Source organism: Myxococcus sp. AB036A (genome assembly GCF_006547355.1).
GTDB lineage: Bacteria > Myxococcota > Myxococcia > Myxococcales > Myxococcaceae > Myxococcus > Myxococcus virescens.
Window position 1 is genome coordinate 69,224 of sequence record NZ_VHLC01000011.1, and the last position, 20,202, is coordinate 89,425.

Here is a 20,202-nt window from a genome sequence, read left to right on the forward strand (position 1 = left end):
GCCTCAGTCACATCATTGATTGTGACGATAGACGTGAATGTCGGTGCCAGTTGAACCTGCTTCGTGCCAGGCCAACCATGGGCGGCTTTGGCGATCCATGTCGAGTGTGGGCCGATGTGCCTGGGCACCGCTCCCCATCATGGAGCGCAAAGGCGGACCGATGGGCTCCCAGGCGGAGGCGCGTTGGCGGGAGACATAGATGGACCGCTGGGAGTTCGCGACGCCGCTCCATGCCACCGCGGGAATGCCATTGTCGCCAATGGCGAGCGATGGCTCAGTATTGTTTGTCGAGTCGTGACTGAGGAGCACCGGCTCGGCCCACTCGCTACCTGTCCAGCTCGAGAAGTGAATCGAGCCTTCTACTGTGCTCTTATGCACTTCTTGCCATGCGACGGACGGCACGCCAACTGCTGAGGTGGCGATGCTGGGGGTGACCGCGGCTACTGACTGGGGCGCGGTGATGATGCTGCTCCCCATTGCTCCTGAATGGTTCAAGAGCACGCCAATGACACGGGTTTCATGCTGGGCATGGTAGGCGTCGTATGAGACGAATACGTTCGTGCCGTGCGCGCTGATGGTCGCTCTTCCAGTCGTGTCATAATCCAATGGACGATGTACTTCGATGGTCGTCCAGTTCGTCGCGCCTGCGCTAAGTTCAAAAGCAACGAGCCGGGGAACGCCGAATTGATGTGTTGCGTAGACGTAAATGGTTCCGGTGCTTGTTGTTGTTATGCTGGGTTCCGCGATGAACCTGTCTTCGGTTCCCGTAATGGGAAAGGCAGGTAGGTCCTCCCAGAAAGTGTTGTTCCAACGCCGCGCATATAGGTTTTTCCCGGCGCCAACTCCCGTCGCTTCCTGCCAGGCAATCAACACCCTTCCCGAGGCATCAAGATGCAGCGTGGGGTTCTCTGCGTGAGTTCCGGTGCCAGTAAGTCCACTCAGTGCTCCGCCTAGATGGATCCAAGTCGCGCCGTTCCAGCGGGCCACATGGATGTTCTTGGCTGAGCCATCAAACTCAGACCAGGCGACAACGGGCAGGTCATCTGTATCCAGCTTGAGTACTGCATTCTCTGCTGGGGTCGATCCAGTCCTTGCACTGAGAGCTCCGCCAACGGGGAGCCAGACAGGGACTGTGAACTGCCATTCGGTGGTGGACTGCAACACATTGCCCGCCAGGTCCTGGATGGGCTGACTGCCGGTTCCGAGCTTCACCAGGACGGTGCTGGGGGCAGGCAGGGGCGTGGTGGGCGTAATCGTCAACGTGGTTCCGTCGGCGGAGAGGCTGACGCTGGCCTCAATCCGGGTGTTGCCGTGAGCGAGCACTTCCACGTTGTCTGGAGATATGCTCGCAGGGCGCACTGGCTCGCTGAGCGTCGCCTCCAAGGATGCACGCGCGCTGACCTGCGCATCGCTCGACGCAGGCGCGCGGCTCGAGACATGAGGAGGCGTGCGATCAACGATCACCGTTCGTGCGACGCTCGTAAAGGTAGTGCCGCCTCGAGCGGCGCGCGCCACAAGTTGGAAAGATCCTTCGGGCATCCCCCGGGTGTCCCACGTATAGGTGTACGGAGGCGCCGAGACACGCGCCAGAAGTTGCGTGTCGCGGTGGAACTCGACAGTGTCGGCCGCGCCTCCCTCAATCGTTGCTTCCAGCGGCAACGCTCCGTTGGTGTAGGTGGCAGAGTCCGCTGGGGCGGGAGCCGCCCATCGCACGACCAAGTCTCCGGCCGGTACGACGGTGAGCTTGAGCGAGGCAATCCGGAAGTCGTTGCCAGATGCCGCGCGGACCGTGATCGTCGATTCTCCCGTCGCCGCGCTGGGGGAGACGTGGAGGGTCAATGTGGCGGTCGTCTCGCCAGCAGGGATCTCTGTGGGCAGAGCAGTGATGCCGGAAGGCGGCTGCTCCAATGTCACGGAGACACTGTCCGAGTATCCTTCGGCTCGAACGATGGAGACCTGAATGGGGCGGTTGCCGCCCTGGAGTGCGGAGTCCTCGCTGGGGCTCAGTCTTAGTGCGAACTTCGTCGTGGGCTGTGCTCCTCCGTCCGGGGTTGGGTCGGGCTCGACCTCTGGGACGTTGATGCACGCAGTGGACAGGGTGATTGCGGTTAACAGCAAGGCGCAGGGGAGTCGGGACATGAGTCGGATGCTTGGCAAAGAGCGTTCCAGGAGCCGCGACGGTTGTTGAGGATGCCTGCGCCCGGCGAGGCTGCGGCCTCTCCGCGCAGCCCAAAGGCGGGTGGTGCAGGGGCGTCGCGTTCGATGCTGGGACGCATACCACGCCTTGTGGCGGTCCCGTCCCCACCGGTGGATTCCAGTCCGAACGCACGGATGCGCCCTGAAAACACGAACGCCCGCGCTCCCAGCACGGATGCGGGGAGGCGGGCGTGGGCACCGGGGCCGCGAGCGGCCTACTTCTTCTTCCGGTTCTTCTTCTTGTTCTCCTTCTCCCGCTTGCGGCGCTCCTTGATGGCGTCACGGTCCTCGCTCTTGCCGGTGGCGGAGGGCGGCGCGTAGCCCATCAGCCGGGCCTTGGCCATGGCGGCCTGGCCCATGGGCGGCGTGTAGCCGGGGGCAATCTGCGGCAGCTGCATGGGCATGCCCATGCCGGGCATTCCACCGCTCATCATCTTCTCCATCATCTTCGGGTCGCCGCCGAACATGCTGGAGAGGTCCATGTTCTTCATCTGCGACAGCTGACCCAACTGCTTGAAGCCGGGGATGCGGCCCAAGAGGCCCGGATTCTGGCCGATGGTGCCCATCACCTGCTGCATCATCCCGAACTTCTGGAGCAGCTCCTTGACCTCTTCGACCTTGCGGCCGCTGCCCTTGGCGATGCGGTTGATGCGGCTGTTGTTGACGGTATCTGGCCGCAGGCGCTCCTTCGCCGTCATCGAGTCGTACATCGACTCAATCTTCGTGAGCTCCTTCTCGTCCGGATTGAGGTGCTCGGTGAGGTCGCCGAAGAGGGGGAACTTCTCCAGCAGGTCCTTGAGCGGTCCCATCTTCCGGACCATGCGGATCTGCTCGACGAAGTCCTTCATCGTGAACTGGCCGGACAGGAGCTTCTTGGCATCCTCCTCGGCCTTCTTCTCGTCGACGACCTTCTCGAAGTCCTTCATCAGGCCGACGATGTCGCCGAACCCGAGGATGCGGCCCGCGAGGCCGGCCGGGCGGAACTCCTCCAGCTTGTCCATGGACTCGCCCATGCCGAGGAACTTGATGGGCTTGCCCGTGACTTCCTTGATGGACAGCGCGGCGCCGCCGCGGGCGTCACCGTCCAGCTTGGTGAGGATGAAGCCGTCCAGCGTCAGCCGCCGGTCGAACTCCGCCGCCGTGCGTACGGCGTCCTGACCAATCATCGCGTCGCACACCAGCAGGATGTTGTCCGGCTGGACGTTGCCCTTGATGGACTCCAGTTCGGCCATCAGGGACTCGTCGATGGCGAGCCGGCCGGCGGTGTCGATGAGCACCACGTCGCACTTCTGCTCGCGCGCGGCGGCATAGCCCCGCTTGGCGAGCTCGGGCGGCTGGATGCCGGGCTCGTGGTAGACGGGGACCTTGAGCCGCTCGCCCAGGACCTTGAGCTGGTCCACGGCGGCGGGGCGGTAGATGTCGGCTGCGACGAGCAGGGGCTTGCGCCCTTCCTGGAGGAGCCGGCTGGCGAGCTTTCCGGTCGTGGTCGTCTTACCGGAGCCCTGGAGGCCCACCATCATGATGCCGGACAGCTGGCCCTTGGGCTTCAGCTTCAAGCTGGTGTCGACAGGCCCCATGAGGGCCTCCAGCTCGTCGTGGCAGATCTTGATGAAGTGGTCCATCGGGCTGACCTTGCGCTTCTGGCCAGCCGTGTCGGTGATGGTCGTCTGCACCAGCTCGCCCACGGACTTCTCGCGGACGCGGGCGACAAACTTCTTCACGACGTCGAAGGCGACGTCAGCCTCGAGCAGGGAGACGCGGATGTCGCGCAGCGACTCGTCGACCAGCTCCGGGGTGAGCTCGCTCTTGCCGGCGAGGCGGTTCTTGGCGGCGCGGAAGCCCTTGGTTACGGTCTCGAGCATGGGGGGCGCTTTATAACAGGGTCAGGCGGGATGCGACGGTGGAGCACATTCCGGCCGTCGAACTGTGAAGAGAAGGGGGCCCGGACCGGCCTCCCTGGCGGCGAATCCGACCCGGGGCCCTGGATTCTTCAACGCTCTTGAGGGGTTGGCGCATCCCTAGGCACCCTGGCGCGGGCCTTGAGGCGTCGCCGGGCGCGAAGTGAGGCGCCCAGGCCTGCCAGGAGCCCCAGCGGAGAGGGAAGAGAGCCTGGGGCTGCACGAGGCCTTTGCCGGAGGTAGGACAGGCCCTGTAGGGTGCTGCCCGCAGCCGGGCACGAGTGGCGGAACTGGCAGACGCAGCGGACTTAAAATCCGCTGGCCCGTAAGGGCCGTCCGGGTTCGATCCCCGGCTCGTGCATGGACTCCGGGCGGCTCCCGGAGGAGGCTCGGGGGGACGCACACCCGGTTTCCGGCAAGGTCTTCATGAACGCCACCTCGCGCCGTCGTTTCCTCCTTCAGTCGGGTCTTCTCGTGGCCGCCTCGGCCATCGGGTGTCGGCGCTCGGAGGCTCCCGCGGTCATCCTGCAGTCGCAACGCAATGTGGTGCAGACGCTTGAGGGCATCCCCGCGACGGATGGGGCAGGGGTTCGCTTGACGCGGGTCATCGGGCAGCCCTCGCTGCGGAACCTCGACCCGTTCCTCATGCTCGACCGGTTCCACTCCGATGACCCCGGGGCCTACATCAACGGCTTCCCGAATCACCCCCACCGGGGCTTCGAGACCGTCACAGTCATGCTCGATGGGCGAATGCGCCACCGGGACAGCCGTGGCAACAGCGGGCTCATCGCCGGAGGTGGCTCGCAGTGGATGACCGCGGGCCGTGGTCTCATCCACTCGGAGATGCCGGAGCAGGTGCAGGGGTTGATGTCCGGCTTCCAGCTCTGGCTCAACCTCCCCGCGAAGGAGAAGATGTGCCCGCCGGCCTACCAGGACCACACGCCAGAGCAACTTGCGGAGGAGCGCCTGTCTCCCTCGGGGAGCCGCGCGCGTGTTATCGCGGGCAAGATGAACGGGCTCCAGGGCCCCGTGCGCGAGCGCCCCACGCAGCCGCTCTTGCTGACGCTAACGCTCGAGGACGACCGTCCTTTCGAACTCGACACACCGTCGGGCCACACCGCCTTCGCCTTCGTGTCCTCGGGCGAGGTCGACCTGGGACCTGAAGACACGTCGAAGCCGGTGCGCGAGGGCTCGCTGGCATTGCTCGGCCCGGGAAGCCGGCTTCGCGTGCGCGCGAGGAATCGCCGGAGCGAGTTGCTCATCGCCGCGGCGATGCCCCTGCGTGAACCCATCGTCCAGTACGGCCCGTTCGTCATGAACACCCGCGAGGAAATCCAGCAGGCGTTTGACGACTATCGCGCGGGCGTGCTCGACCAGGGGTGATGGTCGTCAAGCCACGGCCGACTGGCCACAGAAGTCCAACACCTCCTCGAAGGGCCAGCCTTCCAGTGCGCCGAACAACTTGTGGCCGCCGAGCTTCGCTCGCGTAAGGGCGGGGCTGCTCAATCCGCAGAGGAACCTCGCGGCCTGCCTCGGGTGCCCGAGTGACTCGGGATGTTTCGCGGCCAGGGCTCGGAAGCCCGCCACGTCGAGGCCCGCGGGTAGTGCCGGCCTCCGGCGCACCGCGGGAAGCACCTGGGCCTCCCCGGTCCGGCAGAAGGTGCAGTGCCCACACGGCTGCTCCCGCCGCTGACCGAAGTGGGCGACCAGCGCATTGCTCTGGCACCCCGCATGAGTGACGAGCTTCAGTACGTCCCGGACACGCGTGACCTCCTGGGCTTCGCGCTGCTGAAACCGCTGATGAAGGAGTGCGGTGAGGGCTGCTGCGTCCTCCTGGGTCCGCAGCCGTGTGAAGCGCTGACGCGGCTCGGAGACCTGGAGCAACACGAGCCCTTGTTCCTCGAGATATTCGATGGCCCGGACCACGCGCTCGCGGGGCTGCCGAAGCGAGCTCGCCACCTCGGCCGGGTCGAGCGAGTACCAGGTGCGTCCTTTCTTCGCCTGGGCAAACACGTCGCGCAGGAACTGCACCCGTTCTCCCTGGAAGCGCCCCACGAGCGCGTCAATGGGCAGGAGCGGCTGCACCTTGTAGCCGGCGTAGTACGGCGTGCCTTGCCTCAACACGCCTTCGAGCTCCAGGTACGTCAGCGCCGTGCGCAGCACGAGCGGCCGCACATCATGCCGGGTGGACAGAGCAAACATGTCGACGCTCAGCTCGGGCCCCAGGCCGAGCAACTCGGTCACCAGACTTTGAATGGCTTCCCGCGTGGGTGTGTCCCCGAGCGCGAAGTTCTCCAGGCTGGGGACGTCGTCCGGACACGCGAAGAGCTCCACCACCGATGGCGCTCCATCTCGCCCAGCCCGGCCGATTTCCTGGCTGTAGCTCTCCAGTCCCTTGGGCAGGTTGTAGTGATACACGGCCCGTACATCCGCCTTGTCGATGCCCATCCCGAACGCGATGGTCGCCACGACGATGCCATTCGCGGAGGCCATCCAGGCCTCCTGCACCCGCTCACGGACCTCGGGCTCTAGTCCCGCATGGTACGCGCTGGCGGGGAGCCCTTCGGCGGAGAGGAACGCGGCCACGCGCTCGGCGGTCTTCTGCTGCGTGACGTAGACGATGGTGGGGCCAGGCGCTCGGGAACCGAGCCGCCCCAGGAGGAGCGCGTCGCGGGCCTCGGCGTGAACCGGGGTCGTCTCCAGCGTGAGGTTCTGTCGGTAGAAACCCGTGACGACCGCGTTCTCCTCGGGGATGCCAAAGCCCTGGCAGATGTCTCGCACGACGGAGGGTGTCGCCGTGGCCGTGAGTGCGAGGATTCGCTCCGCCGACAAATCCCGCGCCGCCTTCGCCAGCTTCAGATAGTCCGGTCGGAAGTTGTGGCCCCATTCCGAGACACAGTGCGCCTCATCCATCGCGAACAAGGAAATGCGCAGCTCACGGAGCAGGGCGGTGAAGCGCTCGTTGTTGAAGCGCTCGGGCGCCACGTACAAGAGCTTGAGCGAACCATCGCGCAGCGCCTTTATGACTTCGCGTGAGTCGTCCGCCGACAGCGAGGCGTCCAGCCGCGCGGCACGAATGCCCTGCCGGGCCAGGGCGTCAATCTGATCCTTCATCAGCGCGATCAGCGGGGAGACGACCACCGTGATGCCCTCCAGCAGCAGCGCCGGAAGCTGATAGCAGAGCGACTTTCCGCCACCTGTGGGGAACACCGCGAGCGCCGCGGCTTTCGGACCGAGCAGCGCATCGAGGACCTCACGCTGGCCAGGGCGGAAGTCCGTCAGTCCGAACCGCTCGCGCAGAACGGTATCGAGTGAGCTGTGTCGTGCGCCATCTGCCCCGTGCATGAAGCTCCTCCAACTCGCGAACTCCGGCAACCCACGCCCTCCATGGGCCCTGTCCAGCGACTCCGTCCCTGCTCACCGGGGGAAGAGCGTAGCCACGAAGTCCACGAAGACGCGAACGATGCGTGCCGCTGAATTGGCCACCATCGCCCATGCGGTATCGCCGGCTGGGGGATAGGCTGCGGCGCCATGACCTACCAACGCAATCCCGTGAAGGCGCCCCGTGTGTCGGGCCTGGCGCTCAAGGCTTTCGTGAACGCGCTTGAGAGCGGCGTCGGGTCGGTGATGCTGGACAAGCTGACGCGGGACAGCGGCATCGAGCGATGGCGTGAGCTCCCGGCGGGGGATGCGCCGCCACTCCAGTTCCCGTTGCCCCAGGGCACCGCCGCCACGGAGCCGCAGACGCCCACGGAGCAGGCCGCGCGTGCCATCGCCGCGTCCGCCAGTCCACCGGAGCGTGAGAGCGTCGCGGCCTATGTCCGCGCCTACCGCGAGGGAGCCACGGACCCGGTGGCCGTGGTGAATCGAATTCATGAGTCCATCGCCCGGATGGACAGTGGGAAGCAGCGCCTGGGCTTGTTCATCGCCCGCAAGCCGGACGAGGTGCACCGGGCCGCGGAGGCGTCCTCCGAGCGGCTGCGCGAGGGCCGTCCGCTGAGCGTGCTCGACGGCATTCCCGTCGTGCTGAAGGACGAGATCGACCTGGCCGGGTTCCCCACCACGCTGGGCACGCGGTTCCGCACGCAGGTGGCCGCCGCGGACTCGACTGTGGCGGCCCGGCTCAAGGCCGCGGGCGCCATCATCCTCGGCAAGGCCAACATGAACGAGATTGGCATCAACCCCATCGGGTTGAATCCCCACCACGGCGCTGCTCGCAATCCCTGGGACACGGGCCGCATCACCGGTGGCAGCTCCAGTGCCTCCGCCGCGGCCGTGGCCGCGGGCCTGTGCCCCTTGAGCATCGGTGCCGACGGCGGCGGTTCCATCCGCATCCCCGCGGCCCTGTGCGGCATCGTGGGCCTCAAGGCGACGTGGGGCCGCATCCCGGAGACGGGCGTGCCCCCGCTATGCTGGAACGTGGGCCACGTGGGGCCCATGGGGCTCACCGTGGACGATGTCGCCGCGGCGTATGCGGTGCTCGCGGGGCCGGATGGACATGACCTCGTCTCACAGGGACAGTCGCCGCATCACCTGTCTGGCTACGAGGATGACGGCCTGAGCGGCGTGCGGCTGGGCATCTGCTGGGACTACTTCGAGGACGCCGACACGGACGTCGTCGCCCGCTGCAAGGAAGCCGTGGCCGCGCTGTCGGCAGCGGGAGCGCGCGTGGTGGAGATTCCGCCTCCCGACCTCAACACCGTGCTGTGGACGCACAGCTGCATCATCCTGAGCGAGATGTCGGAGGTGATGCTTCCCCACGTGAAGGCACATCCGTCGGAGTTCGGGCTCGACACGCGCACCAACCTGGCCATTGGTCGGCACTTCCGGGCCACGGACCTGGTGCATGCCCTGCGGCACCGGCACCGCCTGACGCGTGAGCTGCTCGCGCAGATGGCGGGCGTGGACGTCCTCGTCACGCCGACGACGGCCACCACGGCGCCCCTCATTCCGGAGGCGGCGCTTCCGGATGGCGAGTCGAACCTGCCCGTCGTCGATGCCCTGATGCGCTTCGTGCGCCTGGCCAACCTGACGGGCTTCCCCTCGCTGTCGGTGCCAGCCGGCTTCGACGAAGAGGGGCTCCCGGTGGGGGTCCAGCTCACAGGCCGCCCCTACGAGGAGCACCTGCTGCTGCGTCTGGGCCGCGTGGTGGAGCAGGCCTCGGAGTACCGCGTCCCGCCTGTTCATCTGCGCGCACTTCGGTGAACGCTGCGGATTGAAGGGCTGAAAAACAGGAAAAGCGTGTAAGTGTGGCGCCGCGTGCTCGCGGGGCCACCCACGGGCCACGCACTCGACACAGCCCGCGTCACTCCGGGCGCCGCTCCCTGGCGTCCTCGCGCGGGCGGGAGGAATGGCTTCGTGCAACCCAGTAACTCCGCCGGTTCGCCGTTTCGTCGCTTCACCGCTCCGGCCGCGCTGATGCTCGCGGCGGCCCTCACGACTGCCTGTGGTCCCTCGGAGCCGCCCGCCCCGGCGGAGGCCGAGGCGCTCGGCAGTCGCACCGACGCGCTGACCGAGCTCGTCTCCAATGGCACCTTCAGCGGCAGCACCGTGTCGCCCTGGTGGAGCGGCCCCAACACACAGTCCCGCGTGGAGAACGCCCGCCTGCGCGTGGACGTGGGGGGCGGGACGGCCAACCCCTGGGACGCGTTGATTGGCCAGGATGACATTCCGCTGGTGAATGGCCGGGCGTACACGCTGTCCTTCACCGCTTCTGCTTCGGTGACGACGACGGTCCGTGTGACGGTGCAGTTGGAGAGCGCGCCGTACACCGCGCCGCTGGACCGGCAGATTACGTTGGACGGCACGTCACGGCGCTTCACGTTCCCCTTCACGTCGACGCTGGCCACGCAGGCGGGACAGGTCACCTTCCAGATGGGAGGCCGCGCGACGGGGTTCAGCGCGTTCATCGATGACATCTCGCTCACCACGGAGGACGGAGGCGGCGGGCCGCTGTCGATGACGAGCGGCTTCTACATCGACCCGAACTCCAACCCCGCCAACTGGGTCCGGGCCAACAGCGGGGACTCGCGCGCTGCGCGCATCCAGTCCTCCATCGCGAACAACCTGGCCGCACGCTGGTTCGCCGCTTGGAGCGGCGACATCACCACGGCGGTGTCCAGCTTCGTCTCGGCCGCGGACGCGGCGGACAAGCTTCCGGTGCTGGTGGCGTACAACATCCCTGGCCGGGACTGCGGGAGCCATTCGGGCGGAGGCGCGGGGTCGCCAGAGGCGTACCGGACGTGGATTTCGTCCTTCGCTGCCGCCATTGGCAACCGTCCCGCCGTCGTCATCATCGAGCCGGACGCCGTCGCCCAGCTCGACTGCCTGGCGAACGATGCCGAGCGGCAGACGCGCATCAGCCTGATTCGCTACGCCACCGAGCAGTTCAGGGATCGCGCGCCGAACACGTGGGCCTACCTGGACGCGGGCAACGCCTTGTGGATCAACGCCGACACCATGGCCCAGCGGCTGGAGAACATGGGTGTGCGCAACGTGCGAGGCTTCGCGCTCAACGTGTCGAACTTCTACACCACCGCGCAGTCGGCCTCGTACGCGGGCTCCGTCAACAGCTCGCTGAGCAGTCGCTACGGCTACACCAGGCCCTTCGTGGTGGACACCAGCCGCAACGGCAATGGCTCCAACGGTGAGTGGTGCAACCCCGCCGGCCGGAAGATTGGCACGACGAACCAGGTGGGCGTGGGCGGCGCGGAGATGACCCTGTGGATCAAGGTCCCCGGAGACTCCGACGGCCAGTGCGGCGTCGCGCCCAACACACCCGCAGGCACGTTCATGCCGGACGTGGCCCTGCGGATGATTGACGGCCTCTGAGCGACGCACGGGGCGCCGCACGGACGTCAGTGCGGCGCCACCACCTCGGTGGAGGACACCGTCGTGGTGCGCGACACCTTGGGGAAGAACAGCCCCGCGGCGAAGGCGGCCACGGTGAAGGCGCAGATCAGCCAGAAGTTGATGCTCAGCCCGGTGCCCAGTGCGCCGCTCAGTGTCGCCAGCAGGTCCGCGGGCAGGTCCTGGCCATGGTCGGGGCTCATCAAGGCGTTGGCCGCCGAAATCGGCACCGTCGGGTCCTTGAGGAGCTGCGACACCATGACGCCGCCCATCAGCCCCACGCCAATGGCGCCGCCGATGGTGCGGAAGAACATGTTGCTGGCGGTGGCCACGCCGCGCAGCTCCCAGCCCACGCTGGTCTGCACGGCGATGAGCAGCGCGGTGGACGCGAAGCCCATGCCGATGCCGAACAGGCCCATGGCCACCTCCGGCAGCAGCTTGGGCGCCTGGGGCCCCAGGAGCAGCGCCATCAGCGACGTGCCCACCACCGTCAATCCCAGCCCGCCCACGATGAGCGGGCGGAAGCCCGTCTTGAGCAGCAGCTTCCCTGCGACGAGGGCCGCCAGCGGCCAGCCGACAATCATCGGCGTAATCATCCCGCCGGCCTCGGTGGGCGTTCCGCCCAGGACGCCCTGGACGAAGAGCGGAACGTAGGTGGTGGCCCCGAACATCGCAGCGGAGAAGAGCGCTCCCGCGATGGAGGAGATGACGATGGCCGGCACCTTGAAGATGGACATGGGGATGATGGGCTCTGCCACCTTGCGCTCCACCGCGACGAAGGCCGCGAGCAGCACGGCCGCCACGGGCAAGCCCCACAGATTCACGCCCACGCCTTGCACGCCGACGAGCAGCGCCACCACCCAGCCGGTGAGCAGCGCGGCGCCCGCGTAGTCCAGCTTCTGCGGCTTCCGCTCCACGCGCTCATGGAAGTAGCTCAGGAGCAGGATGAGGCAGCCCACGCCCACCGGGACGTTGATGAAGAAGACCCAGTGCCACGTGAGGTACTTCACGATGAAGCCACCGGTGATGGGGCCGATCAGGCCCGCGATGCCCCACACCGCGCTGAACGCGCCCTGGACCTTCGCGCGCTCCTCCAGCGTGTAGATGTCCCCGATGACGGTGAGCGCCACCGGCTGCATGGCACCCGCGCCCAGGCCCTGGAGCGTCCGGAAGCCGATCAACATGGCCATGGACGTGGACAGGCCACTGGCGATGGAGCCCACGAGGAACAGCACGATGCCGAACACGAGCACGGGCTTGCGGCCGTAGAGGTCCGCCAGCTTCCCGTAAATGGGCACGGTGATGGTGGAGGACAGCATGTACGCCGTGAAGACCCACGCGTAGTGCTGGATGCCGCCCAGCTCGCCCACCACCGTGGGCATGGCCGTGGAAACGACAGTGGCTTCCAAGGCGGCCATGAAGAGGCTCAAGGCCAGGGCCAAGGTGGTGAGGGGACGATGAGTGGTTCGCATGAAGACGCCGGCGCGGGAGAGGCCCTCCTTAACGGCTGCGGGCGGGGGTCGCCAGCAACAAGCGGCCTCACGCCCTGAGTGGCCACTCAGCGTGCGGGCGCACACGGACTCGGAAACGAACGAAGGGCCAACCCCCACATGCGTGGGAGCTGGCCCTGGGGGCTTCACCCGTCGATTCGGGATTACAGGCCGCGCATCAGCTGGGCCTGGGCGAAGGCCGCCATCTGCTGGGCGTTGAAGCGGCCCTCGGCGATGTCGCCCACCGTCTTCGCGCCCGTGCGGACCGTCTCCACCATGTCCGCCAGCTTGCCCACGGTGCCGGCCTTGCCGAACATCGAGGCAACGCCACCCAGCGGACCGCCGGCGACCATGGACAGCCCGTTGTCGATGAACTTGTCGACGAACGGCTTGGCGAGCTGGCCGATGCCGAAGGGCATCTTGTCCAGCAGGCCGCCAATCATGCTCTTGAGGGGGCCGGTGATGGCGCTCATCGCCTTGTCGACCAGGCCGGACACCTGGCTCAGCGCGCTGCCAATCTTGCCGGCGATGCCGCCGATGCTGTTCGCCAGGCCGCCTACCGCCTTGCCGATGCCACCCAGCGCCTTGCCGATACCGCCCAGCGCGCCCGCGATACCGCCCGCCGCCTTGCCCGCCGCGTTGGCCGCACCTGCAGCGGCGCTCCGGCCAGCATTGCTCGCGCCATTCGAGCCACGGCTACCGTTCGAACCACCTGCGCCGCCAACGGACATGGGGGAAACCTCTATGAAAGGGGTGAATGTAAGGATTGTCGGGGAGCGTGGGAGAAAGTTGCGTCAAATCCGTCTAAACGCGATCTGGCCCGCCCTTGGGCACGTGCTGGCGCAGCTTCTGGCTGGTCTCCTCGTCCACCTTCACGGGCTCCTGGCCCTCATCCCCCCTGAGTGACGGCTTGTTCGCGTCGTCCTGCTTCCCTTCGAAACCACTGTAATAGGATTTGGGCGGGCCAATGCCCAGCTCACCATTGGCGGCGGCGACGAAGAAGTTGGCGACGTCCTGGGTGGTCGGCGGGTTGTAGCCGGCGGCGCGCAGCTCCTCGTCCGGCGCAACGATGAGCGTTGGCTCCTTGTCCGGATTCTGGGCGTAGTCGAGGACCAGCTCGACGTAGGCCTCCAGCTCCATATCCAGGGACTTCGCGATACGCTGGGTGTCTGGGTCCGCGAGCAGCTCGGCGCGGACATTCTCCACGGGGCGCTTCAGGCGGGGCTTCTGCTCGGACATGTCGGGGACTCCCGGAGGGCATAGAAAGCGGCTCTTCCGGCAGGTTAGCGTCCCCTGCAACGGTGGGCCACCTTGGACGCCCGGCCCTGCCCTGGGGCCGAGGTGAGGTGCACCGGCCGTCCCTAGCGTTGGCATTGAACCGTCGTTCGGGGGACCCGAAACCATGGCCAATGTCTGCGACCTCTGCCACCAGCGCCCGGCGACCACCCGAGTCACCCGCGTCATGGGGAACCGGAAGACCACCGAGTCCCTGTGTGACGTCTGTAGCAGCCAGCGCTCGCGCTTCGGCCGCATGGGCCTGGGCACGTCGCTCTTCGACCAGTTCTTCAGTGACTTCGGAGACGAGGACTTCGGGGGGCTGTCGCGTTCACTTCAACAGCCGGTGGAGCGGTACGACATCACCGAGGCCTTCTCCGATGAGACGCGGCGCGTATTGGAAGCGGCCTTCGAGGCGGCGCGAAGCGCGGGTGCGGCATCCATCGACACGGAGCACCTGCTGGTGGCGCTCGCGAAGGACCCGCTGGGCCGGACCGCCCTGAGCCGCATGAAGCTGGACCCGGCCCGCATCGCCGAGCGCGCCGAGTCCGAGATGCGCCGTGGGAAGCGCCCCATGGAGCGTCCTGAGCTGTCGCCGCATGCGAAGCGCGCCCTGGAGCTCGCGTACCAGGAGGCCTACGAACTGGGACATTCCTATGTGGGCCCCGAACACGTGCTGCTGGGGTTGCTGCACGAAGGGGAAGGCCTGGCGTCGGAGATTCTGCGCGAGCAAGGGGCCCAACACGGCAAGGCGCGCGCGGCCGTCGCGGAAGCGCTGGCACCTTCATCCGAGGCACGCCGGTCTCCCACGCCCACGCTGGACGAGTACTGCCGCGACCTGACGAGCCTGGCCTCGGAAGGGAAGCTGGACCCGGTGGTGGGGCGGGCCAACGAAATCGAGACCACGCTCGAAATCCTCTCGCGTCGCACGAAGAACAACCCCGTGCTCATTGGTGAGCCGGGCGTGGGCAAGACGGCCATCGTGGAGGGCATTGCCCAGCGCATCATCTCCGCCGCGGTCCCGGACACGCTGCGCGACAAGCGCGTGCTGCAACTGGACCTGTCCGGCCTGCTCGCGGGCAGCAAGTACCGCGGTGAGTTCGAGGAGCGGCTGAAGAAGGTCATGGACGAGGTGAAGTCGCACAGCGAGGACATCGTCCTCTTCATCGACGAGATTCACACCATCGTCGGGGCGGGCGCGGCGGAGGGAGCCATGGATGCGGGCAACATGCTCAAGCCCTCTCTGGCGCGCGGCGAGCTGCACGTCATCGGCGCGACGACGTTGGACGAATATCGCAAGCGCATCGAGAAGGATGCCGCGCTCGAACGCCGCTTCCAGCCCGTGGTCGTCCCGGAGCCGACGGCCGAGCAGGCCATTGAGATTCTGCGAGGACTCAAGGACCGCTACGAATCCCACCACCGCGTGCGCATCGCGGACGAGGCGCTGGTGGCGGCGGTGGAGCTGTCGGACCGTTACGTCACAGGGCGCTTCCTGCCGGACAAGGCCATCGACCTGGTGGACCAGGCGGCGGCCCGCGTGCGCTTGCGGCTCACGCTGCCACCGGAGCGACTGGTGAACGCCGAGCATGAGGTGGTGAAGGTGAAGCGCTCGCTCGACGAGGCACGCGGCCGGAAGGCGGGACCGCGCATCCAGGAGCTGGAGTCGAAGCTGAGCGCCGCCGAGCGCGAGGTCCAGAGCGCGCAGAAGGAGCGCCGCACGCAGAAGTCCGGTGAGACGCCGGAGGTCCGCGCCGAGGACGTGGCGGAGGTGCTGTCGCGCATGACGGGCATCCCCGTGACGCAGATGACGGAGGACGAGCGCAAGAAGTTGCTGGAGCTGGAGTCGCGGCTGCACGAGCGCGTCATTGGTCAGGACGAGGCCATCCGCGTGCTGTCCCAGGCCATCCGGCGGGCGAGGGCGGGGCTCAAGGACGAGTCGCGCCCCATCGGCTCCTTCCTCTTCCTGGGCCCCACGGGCGTGGGCAAGACGGAGCTGGCGAAGACGCTGGCGGAGCTGCTCTTCGGTGACGAGAAGGCGCTCATCCGCTTCGACATGAGTGAGTACATGGAGAAGCACACCGTGAGCCGGCTGGTGGGCGCGCCGCCGGGCTATGTCGGCTATGAGGAGGGCGGGCAGCTCACCGAGGCCGTGCGGCGGCGGCCCTACTCCGTGCTCCTCTTCGACGAGGTGGAGAAGGCCCACCCCGACGTGTTCCACATGCTGCTCCAGGTGCTGGATGACGGGCGGCTCACGGACGCGCAGGGCACGGTGGTGAACTTCAAGAACACCGTCATCATCGGCACCAGCAACCTGGGCTCGCACCTCATCCAGGAGTCCACCGCGCGCAAGGAACCGCAGGAGCGCATGCGGGAGCGCGTCATGGGCGTGCTCAAGGGGCACTTCCCGCCCGAGTTCCTCAACCGCATCGACGAGACGGTGGTCTTCGAGCCGCTCAACCGCGCGCAGTTGCGCGCCATCGTGGACCTGATGCTGGAGAAGACGCGCCGCCTGCTGCACGGCCAGGGCATCGAGCTGGAGGTGACGCCCGCGGCGCTGGAGGCGCTGGTGGACAAGGGATGGGACCCGACCTTCGGCGCGCGTCCGCTGCGGCGTGAAATCCAGCGCGCCATCGAGGCGCCGCTCGCGGAGAAGCTCATCTCGGGCGACATCCATGAGAACAGCCGCGTGAGTGCGGACTTCAAGGACGGAAAATTCCGGTTCGCCGAAGTGGAGGCCGCTGAGGCGGAAGGCGAGCAGGCTGTCGCGAGTGCCGTTCACTGAACCGTCACGTGTGGGGTCATCCTGGCCCCCGAACATTCGCCTTGTAGTTGGTACGGACATGCCGGAGCCTTGGCGTGATGCAGCCATCTCTTCCGGTCATGGCCTCGCTCTCCGCCCTCCTGCTGGCGGGAGGGTGCAAGCGGGAGCCCGATGCCGCGGCGGCGCAGATTCCCGCGCTGCCCGAGGTTGCCCCCAACGCGTTGCGCCCCGTGGAAGCCTTCGCGGCCATCCTGGACCGGAAGGAGCGCTCCCGCGCGCTCTTCCTGGAGGCCAGCCGCGTCTTCTTCCACCCGCGGTGCGCGAACTGTCACCCGGCGGGTGGCAGCCCGCTGCAAGGTGACGACGGCCAGCTTCATGACCCGCCCGTGGTGCGCGGCCCCGAGGACCAGGGCGTGGTGGGCATGGAGTGCATCAGCTGCCACCAGGACAAGAACCAGGACCTGGCACGCGTGCCCGGCGCGCCGAAGTGGCATGTCGCCCCCATCGAAATGGCGTGGGTGGGGAAGAGTCCTCGTGAGGTGTGCGAGCAGCTCAAGGACATGAAGCGCAACGGCGGCAAGACGCCCGAGCAGATGATTCAACACAACGCCCACGACGCATTGGTGGCCTGGGGATGGAACCCGGGCTCGGGGCGTGAGCCCGCTCCGGGGACGCAGGCGCAGTTCGGCGCCATCGTCGCGGCCTGGGTGGAGACGGGCTCGGAGTGCCCGAGCGAGGAGGCACGGCCGTGACGGTTCGCGTTCGCATCAACGGTGAGGAGAAGGAACTGGACGTCGACCCGGAGATGCCGTTGCTGTGGGCGGTACGGGACGTGCTCGGGCTCACCGGCACGAAGTACGGCTGCGGCCAGGCGCTGTGTGGCTCGTGCACCGTCCACCTCGACGGGCTGCCGGTCCGCGCGTGCGTGACACCCGTCCGCCGCGCGGAGGGGCACTCGGTGACGACCATCGAAGGGCTGTCGCCCGACGGCAACCACCCGCTGCAGAAGGCCTGGGTGGAGCTGGGTGTGCCGCAGTGTGGCTTCTGTCAGGCGGGGCAGATCATGTGCGCGGCGGCGCTGCTGGCGAAGAAGCCGCGGCCGTCCGACAAGGAGATCGACCAGTCGCTCGCAGGCAACCTCTGCCGGTGTGGGACGTACACGCGAATCCGCTCGGCCGTGAAGAAGGCCGCGGGCATGTCCGAGGAGTGACGAGGCCGCCATGACGAAGCTGCTCACGTTGATTAGCCGGCGCTCGTTCCTGGAAGGGCTGAATCTGTCCGTGGGAGGGCTCGCCCTGGGTGTCTTCTCCGGGGGCCTGGCCGCGGCGGCCAGTGGTGCCTCCACGGCGAAGGGCGCTCCGGGGTTGAACCCGAACGTGTTCGTTCACGTGGCTCCGGATGGAGCGGTCACCATCGTCTGTGCCCGCTCTGAGATGGGGCAGGGCGTGCGCAGCTCGCTGCCAGTGCTCGTCGCCGATGAGATGGGCGCGGACATGGCGCGGGTGACGGTGGCCCAAGCCGACGGTGACAAGGTCTACGGCGACCAGAACACGGACGGCTCCAGCAGCGTGCGGGGCGTGTACGACGACATCCGCCGCATGGGTGCCACCGCTCGGGTGATGCTGGTGGCTGCCGCCGCCCGCCGCTGGAAGGTGAAGCCGGAGGCGTGCGAGGCCCGCGACCACGCGGTGTTCCTCCGCGACGGCAAGCGCTCGCTGGGCTTTGGCGAACTGGTGGCCGATGCGTCGAGGCTGCCCATCCCGAAGGCGAAGGACGTCAAGCTGCGGCCGAAGAGTGAGCTGCGGATGGCGGGCCGGCCCATGCCGCTGCTGGATGGCCCGGCCTATGTGACGGGAACCGCGGTGTTCGGCGCCGACATCCGTCTGCCGGGCATGCTCATCGCGGTGGTGGCGCGCCCGCCCGTCGTGGGCGGCAAGGTCGTTCGCTTCGACGCCACGCGCGCGCTCGCGGTGCCGGGGGTGAAGAAGGTTCTCGAGCTGCCCGCGCCGAAGCCGCCCTACACGTTCCAGTTCTGGGGCGGCGTCGCGGTGCTCGCGGAGAACACCTGGGCGGCGCTGCGCGGGCGCGAGGCCCTGGACATCACCTGGGAGGACGGGCCGAACGCCTCGTATGACTCGACGACCTACCGAGAGCAGCTGACGGCATCGATTCGCGAGCCGGGGACGGTGGCGCGCAACGTCGGAGACATCGACGCGGCGCTCGCTTCGGCCGCCCGCGTCATCCAGGCCGAGTACCACGTCCCCCACCAGTCCCACGTGCCCATGGAGCCTCCCGTGGCCCTGGCGCGGGTGGAGAACGGGACGTGTGAGGTCTGGGCGCCCACGCAGCATCCGCAGGCCGCGCGCAGCGTGGCGGCGGCGACGGCGGAGCTGCCGGAGGAGAAGGTCCAGATTCACGTCACGTTCCTGGGCGGAGGTTTCGGCCGCAAGTCCAAGGCGGACTTCATCGCCGAGGTGGTGTGGCTTGCGAAGGAAGCGGGCGTTCCGGTGCGCGTGCAATGGACGCGCGAGGACGACGTCCGGCACGACTACTACCACCCCGTCAGCGCGCAGCAGCTCACCGCTGGGCTGGATGCCTCCGGCAAGATCATCGCGTGGCGGCACCGCACCGCGTTCCCGCCCATCGCGTCCACCTTCGGGCAGGCCACGCGGCCCAGCCCGTCGGACCTCCAGCAGGGCGTGCTCGACCTGGCGCTCTCCGTGCCCAACGTCCGGGCGGAGACCTGCGAGGCGCCTCCGCACGTGCGCATCGGCTGGCTCCGGTCCGTCTACAACATCTTCCACGCCTTCTCCGTGAACGCGTTCGTGGACGAACTGGCGCACCTTCGTGGCACGGACTCGCGCGACATGCTCCTGGAGGTGCTGGGGCCGCCGCGCAAGGCGTCGCTCCAGGAGCTGGGCATCACCGCGCTGCGGAACTACGGCGCGTCGGTGGAGGACCACCCCGTGGACGCGGGGCGCTTGCGCGGCGTCATCGAGCGCGTGACGGCGATGTCCGGCTGGGACGCGCGCAAGGCGAATGGCCGGGCGCTGGGGCTCGCCGCGCACCGCAGCTTCCTCAGCTACGTGGCCGTAGTGGCCTCGGTGATCAAGGACGACCAGGGACGCATCCGCGTCGACGAGGCGTGGGTGTCGGTGGATGCCGGGACGATTCTCAATCCGGAGCGCGTGCGCTCACAGATGGAGGGCTCCATCATCTTCGGCATGAACATCGCGTTGCATGGCGCCGTCACCATGAAGGGCGGCGTGCCGGAGCAGTCGAACTTCCGCGACCTCAAGCTGGTGCGCATCGGCGAGGCGCCGCGGAAGATTCATGTCGACATCGTTCCGAGTGAGCTGCCGTCCGGGGGCATTGGCGAGCCCGGCGTGCCTCCGGTGGCGCCCGCCATCATCAACGCCATCTTCGCGCTCACGGGCACGCGCATCCGTGAGCTGCCGGTGTCCCGCACGCTGGCAGTCTGAGCGTCACGTCCGGTGCCTGGGGTGTGTTTCCAGGCACCGGGACGGCGCGCCTCGGATTTCGGGCGCGGGCTGCGTCAGGCGCTCCACCGCAGGTACTCAGCACGCCCAGCGGAATGATCCACGGCAGTGCTCCCTTCCGGCTCCGACGCATCGTTCCGACCTCATTGAGAAGGCGGAGGCGCGGGGGCTTGGGCGTCTTCACTTCGGGTGCGGGTCATTCGCAGGCCACGGCGTTCCGTTGACGTCGTGTA

Annotated in this window: 13 protein-coding genes and 1 tRNA gene; 8 read left to right on the plus strand and 6 right to left on the minus strand. The window is 67.6% G+C overall.

The window, feature by feature from the left end:
• Positions 1–12: 12 nt before the first annotated feature.
• Positions 13–1,914 (minus strand): Ig-like domain-containing protein, encoded by a 1,902-nt coding sequence (locus tag FL344_RS07030; RefSeq protein WP_194863025.1) that lies wholly within the window; start codon positions 1,912–1,914, stop codon positions 13–15.
• A gap of 497 nt (positions 1,915–2,411) precedes the next feature.
• Positions 2,412–4,058: a signal recognition particle protein gene (ffh, locus tag FL344_RS07035; protein ID WP_141256342.1), complete on the minus strand. Its 1,647-nt coding sequence runs from the start codon at positions 4,056–4,058 to the stop codon at positions 2,412–2,414.
• Positions 4,059–4,369: 311 nt separating this feature from the next.
• Between ffh and FL344_RS07040 the strand changes: the two genes are divergently transcribed.
• Both FL344_RS07040 and FL344_RS07045 read left to right on the plus strand, forming a co-directional pair.
• Positions 4,370–4,455 (plus strand) — tRNA-Leu (locus FL344_RS07040).
• Positions 4,456–4,520: 65 nt separating this feature from the next.
• Complete coding sequence (locus FL344_RS07045; RefSeq protein WP_141617980.1) at positions 4,521–5,477, plus strand: pirin family protein; 957 nt, start codon at positions 4,521–4,523, stop codon at positions 5,475–5,477.
• A 6-nt stretch (positions 5,478–5,483) separates the two neighbouring features.
• Here the strand turns inward: FL344_RS07045 and FL344_RS07050 are convergent, their stop codons facing one another.
• Entirely contained in the window at positions 5,484–7,439 is a 1,956-nt protein-coding gene (locus tag FL344_RS07050) for an ATP-dependent DNA helicase RecQ (protein ID WP_228564845.1), read from the minus strand.
• A gap of 186 nt (positions 7,440–7,625) precedes the next feature.
• Between FL344_RS07050 and FL344_RS07055 the strand changes: the two genes are divergently transcribed.
• Together FL344_RS07055 and FL344_RS07060 are read left to right on the plus strand one after the other, a co-directional pair.
• Positions 7,626–9,299, plus strand: a complete 1,674-nt coding sequence (locus FL344_RS07055; protein WP_141617982.1) for an amidase — start codon at positions 7,626–7,628, stop codon at positions 9,297–9,299.
• Positions 9,300–9,452: 153 nt separating this feature from the next.
• Entirely contained in the window at positions 9,453–10,925 is a 1,473-nt protein-coding gene (locus FL344_RS07060) for a glycoside hydrolase family 6 protein (RefSeq protein ID WP_141617983.1), read from the plus strand.
• 26 nt (positions 10,926–10,951) lie between these two features.
• Here the strand turns inward: FL344_RS07060 and FL344_RS07065 are convergent, their stop codons facing one another.
• From FL344_RS07065 to FL344_RS07075, 3 genes are all read right to left on the minus strand, one after another.
• Positions 10,952–12,415 carry an MDR family MFS transporter gene (locus FL344_RS07065; protein WP_141591527.1) on the minus strand — a complete coding sequence of 488 codons (1,464 nt, stop codon included), beginning with the start codon at positions 12,413–12,415 and terminating at the stop codon, positions 10,952–10,954.
• 182 nt (positions 12,416–12,597) lie between these two features.
• The gene (locus tag FL344_RS07070) at positions 12,598–13,164 is read right to left on the minus strand and encodes a hypothetical protein (protein WP_141591528.1); all 567 of its coding nucleotides are present in this window, start codon (positions 13,162–13,164) and stop codon (positions 12,598–12,600) included.
• Between the two features lie 73 nt (positions 13,165–13,237).
• On the minus strand, positions 13,238–13,672 hold the full coding sequence (locus tag FL344_RS07075) for a hypothetical protein (protein WP_141591529.1): 435 nt from the start codon (positions 13,670–13,672) through the stop codon (positions 13,238–13,240).
• Between the two features lie 163 nt (positions 13,673–13,835).
• On the opposite strand from FL344_RS07075, the gene FL344_RS07080 reads away from it, so the two are divergent.
• The 4 genes from FL344_RS07080 to FL344_RS07095 all read left to right on the plus strand — a co-directional run bounded on the left by FL344_RS07080 (position 13,836) and on the right by FL344_RS07095 (position 19,951).
• Entirely contained in the window at positions 13,836–16,490 is a 2,655-nt protein-coding gene (locus tag FL344_RS07080) for an ATP-dependent Clp protease ATP-binding subunit (protein ID WP_141617984.1), read from the plus strand.
• A gap of 98 nt (positions 16,491–16,588) precedes the next feature.
• On the plus strand, positions 16,589–17,221 hold the full coding sequence (locus FL344_RS07085) for an Isoquinoline 1-oxidoreductase subunit (RefSeq protein WP_228564846.1): 633 nt from the start codon (positions 16,589–16,591) through the stop codon (positions 17,219–17,221).
• Entirely contained in the window at positions 17,218–17,679 is a 462-nt protein-coding gene (locus FL344_RS07090; RefSeq protein WP_141591532.1) for a (2Fe-2S)-binding protein, read from the plus strand. The genes FL344_RS07085 and FL344_RS07090 overlap by 4 nt, the downstream gene beginning before the upstream one ends.
• Before the next feature lie 10 nt (positions 17,680–17,689).
• On the plus strand, positions 17,690–19,951 hold the full coding sequence (locus tag FL344_RS07095; RefSeq protein WP_141617986.1) for a molybdopterin cofactor-binding domain-containing protein: 2,262 nt from the start codon (positions 17,690–17,692) through the stop codon (positions 19,949–19,951).
• Positions 19,952–20,202: the final 251 nt, after the last annotated feature.

Bases quoted from the DNA above. Each gene is read 5' to 3' on its own strand.
- ffh (WP_141256342.1), bottom strand. From the start codon at position 4,058: ATGCTCGAGACCGTAACCAAGGGCTTCCGCGCCGCCAAGAACCGCCTC.
- FL344_RS07045 (WP_141617980.1), top strand. From the start codon at position 4,521: ATGAACGCCACCTCGCGCCGTCGTTTCCTCCTTCAGTCGGGTCTTCTC.
- FL344_RS07050 (WP_228564845.1), bottom strand. From the start codon at position 7,439: ATGCACGGGGCAGATGGCGCACGACACAGCTCACTCGATACCGTTCTG.
- FL344_RS07055 (WP_141617982.1), top strand. From the start codon at position 7,626: ATGACCTACCAACGCAATCCCGTGAAGGCGCCCCGTGTGTCGGGCCTG.
- FL344_RS07065 (WP_141591527.1), bottom strand. From the start codon at position 12,415: ATGCGAACCACTCATCGTCCCCTCACCACCTTGGCCCTGGCCTTGAGC.
- FL344_RS07070 (WP_141591528.1), bottom strand. From the start codon at position 13,164: ATGTCCGTTGGCGGCGCAGGTGGTTCGAACGGTAGCCGTGGCTCGAAT.
- FL344_RS07075 (WP_141591529.1), bottom strand. From the start codon at position 13,672: ATGTCCGAGCAGAAGCCCCGCCTGAAGCGCCCCGTGGAGAATGTCCGC.
- FL344_RS07080 (WP_141617984.1), top strand. From the start codon at position 13,836: ATGGCCAATGTCTGCGACCTCTGCCACCAGCGCCCGGCGACCACCCGA.
- FL344_RS07085 (WP_228564846.1), top strand. From the start codon at position 16,589: ATGGCCTCGCTCTCCGCCCTCCTGCTGGCGGGAGGGTGCAAGCGGGAG.
- FL344_RS07095 (WP_141617986.1), top strand. From the start codon at position 17,690: ATGACGAAGCTGCTCACGTTGATTAGCCGGCGCTCGTTCCTGGAAGGG.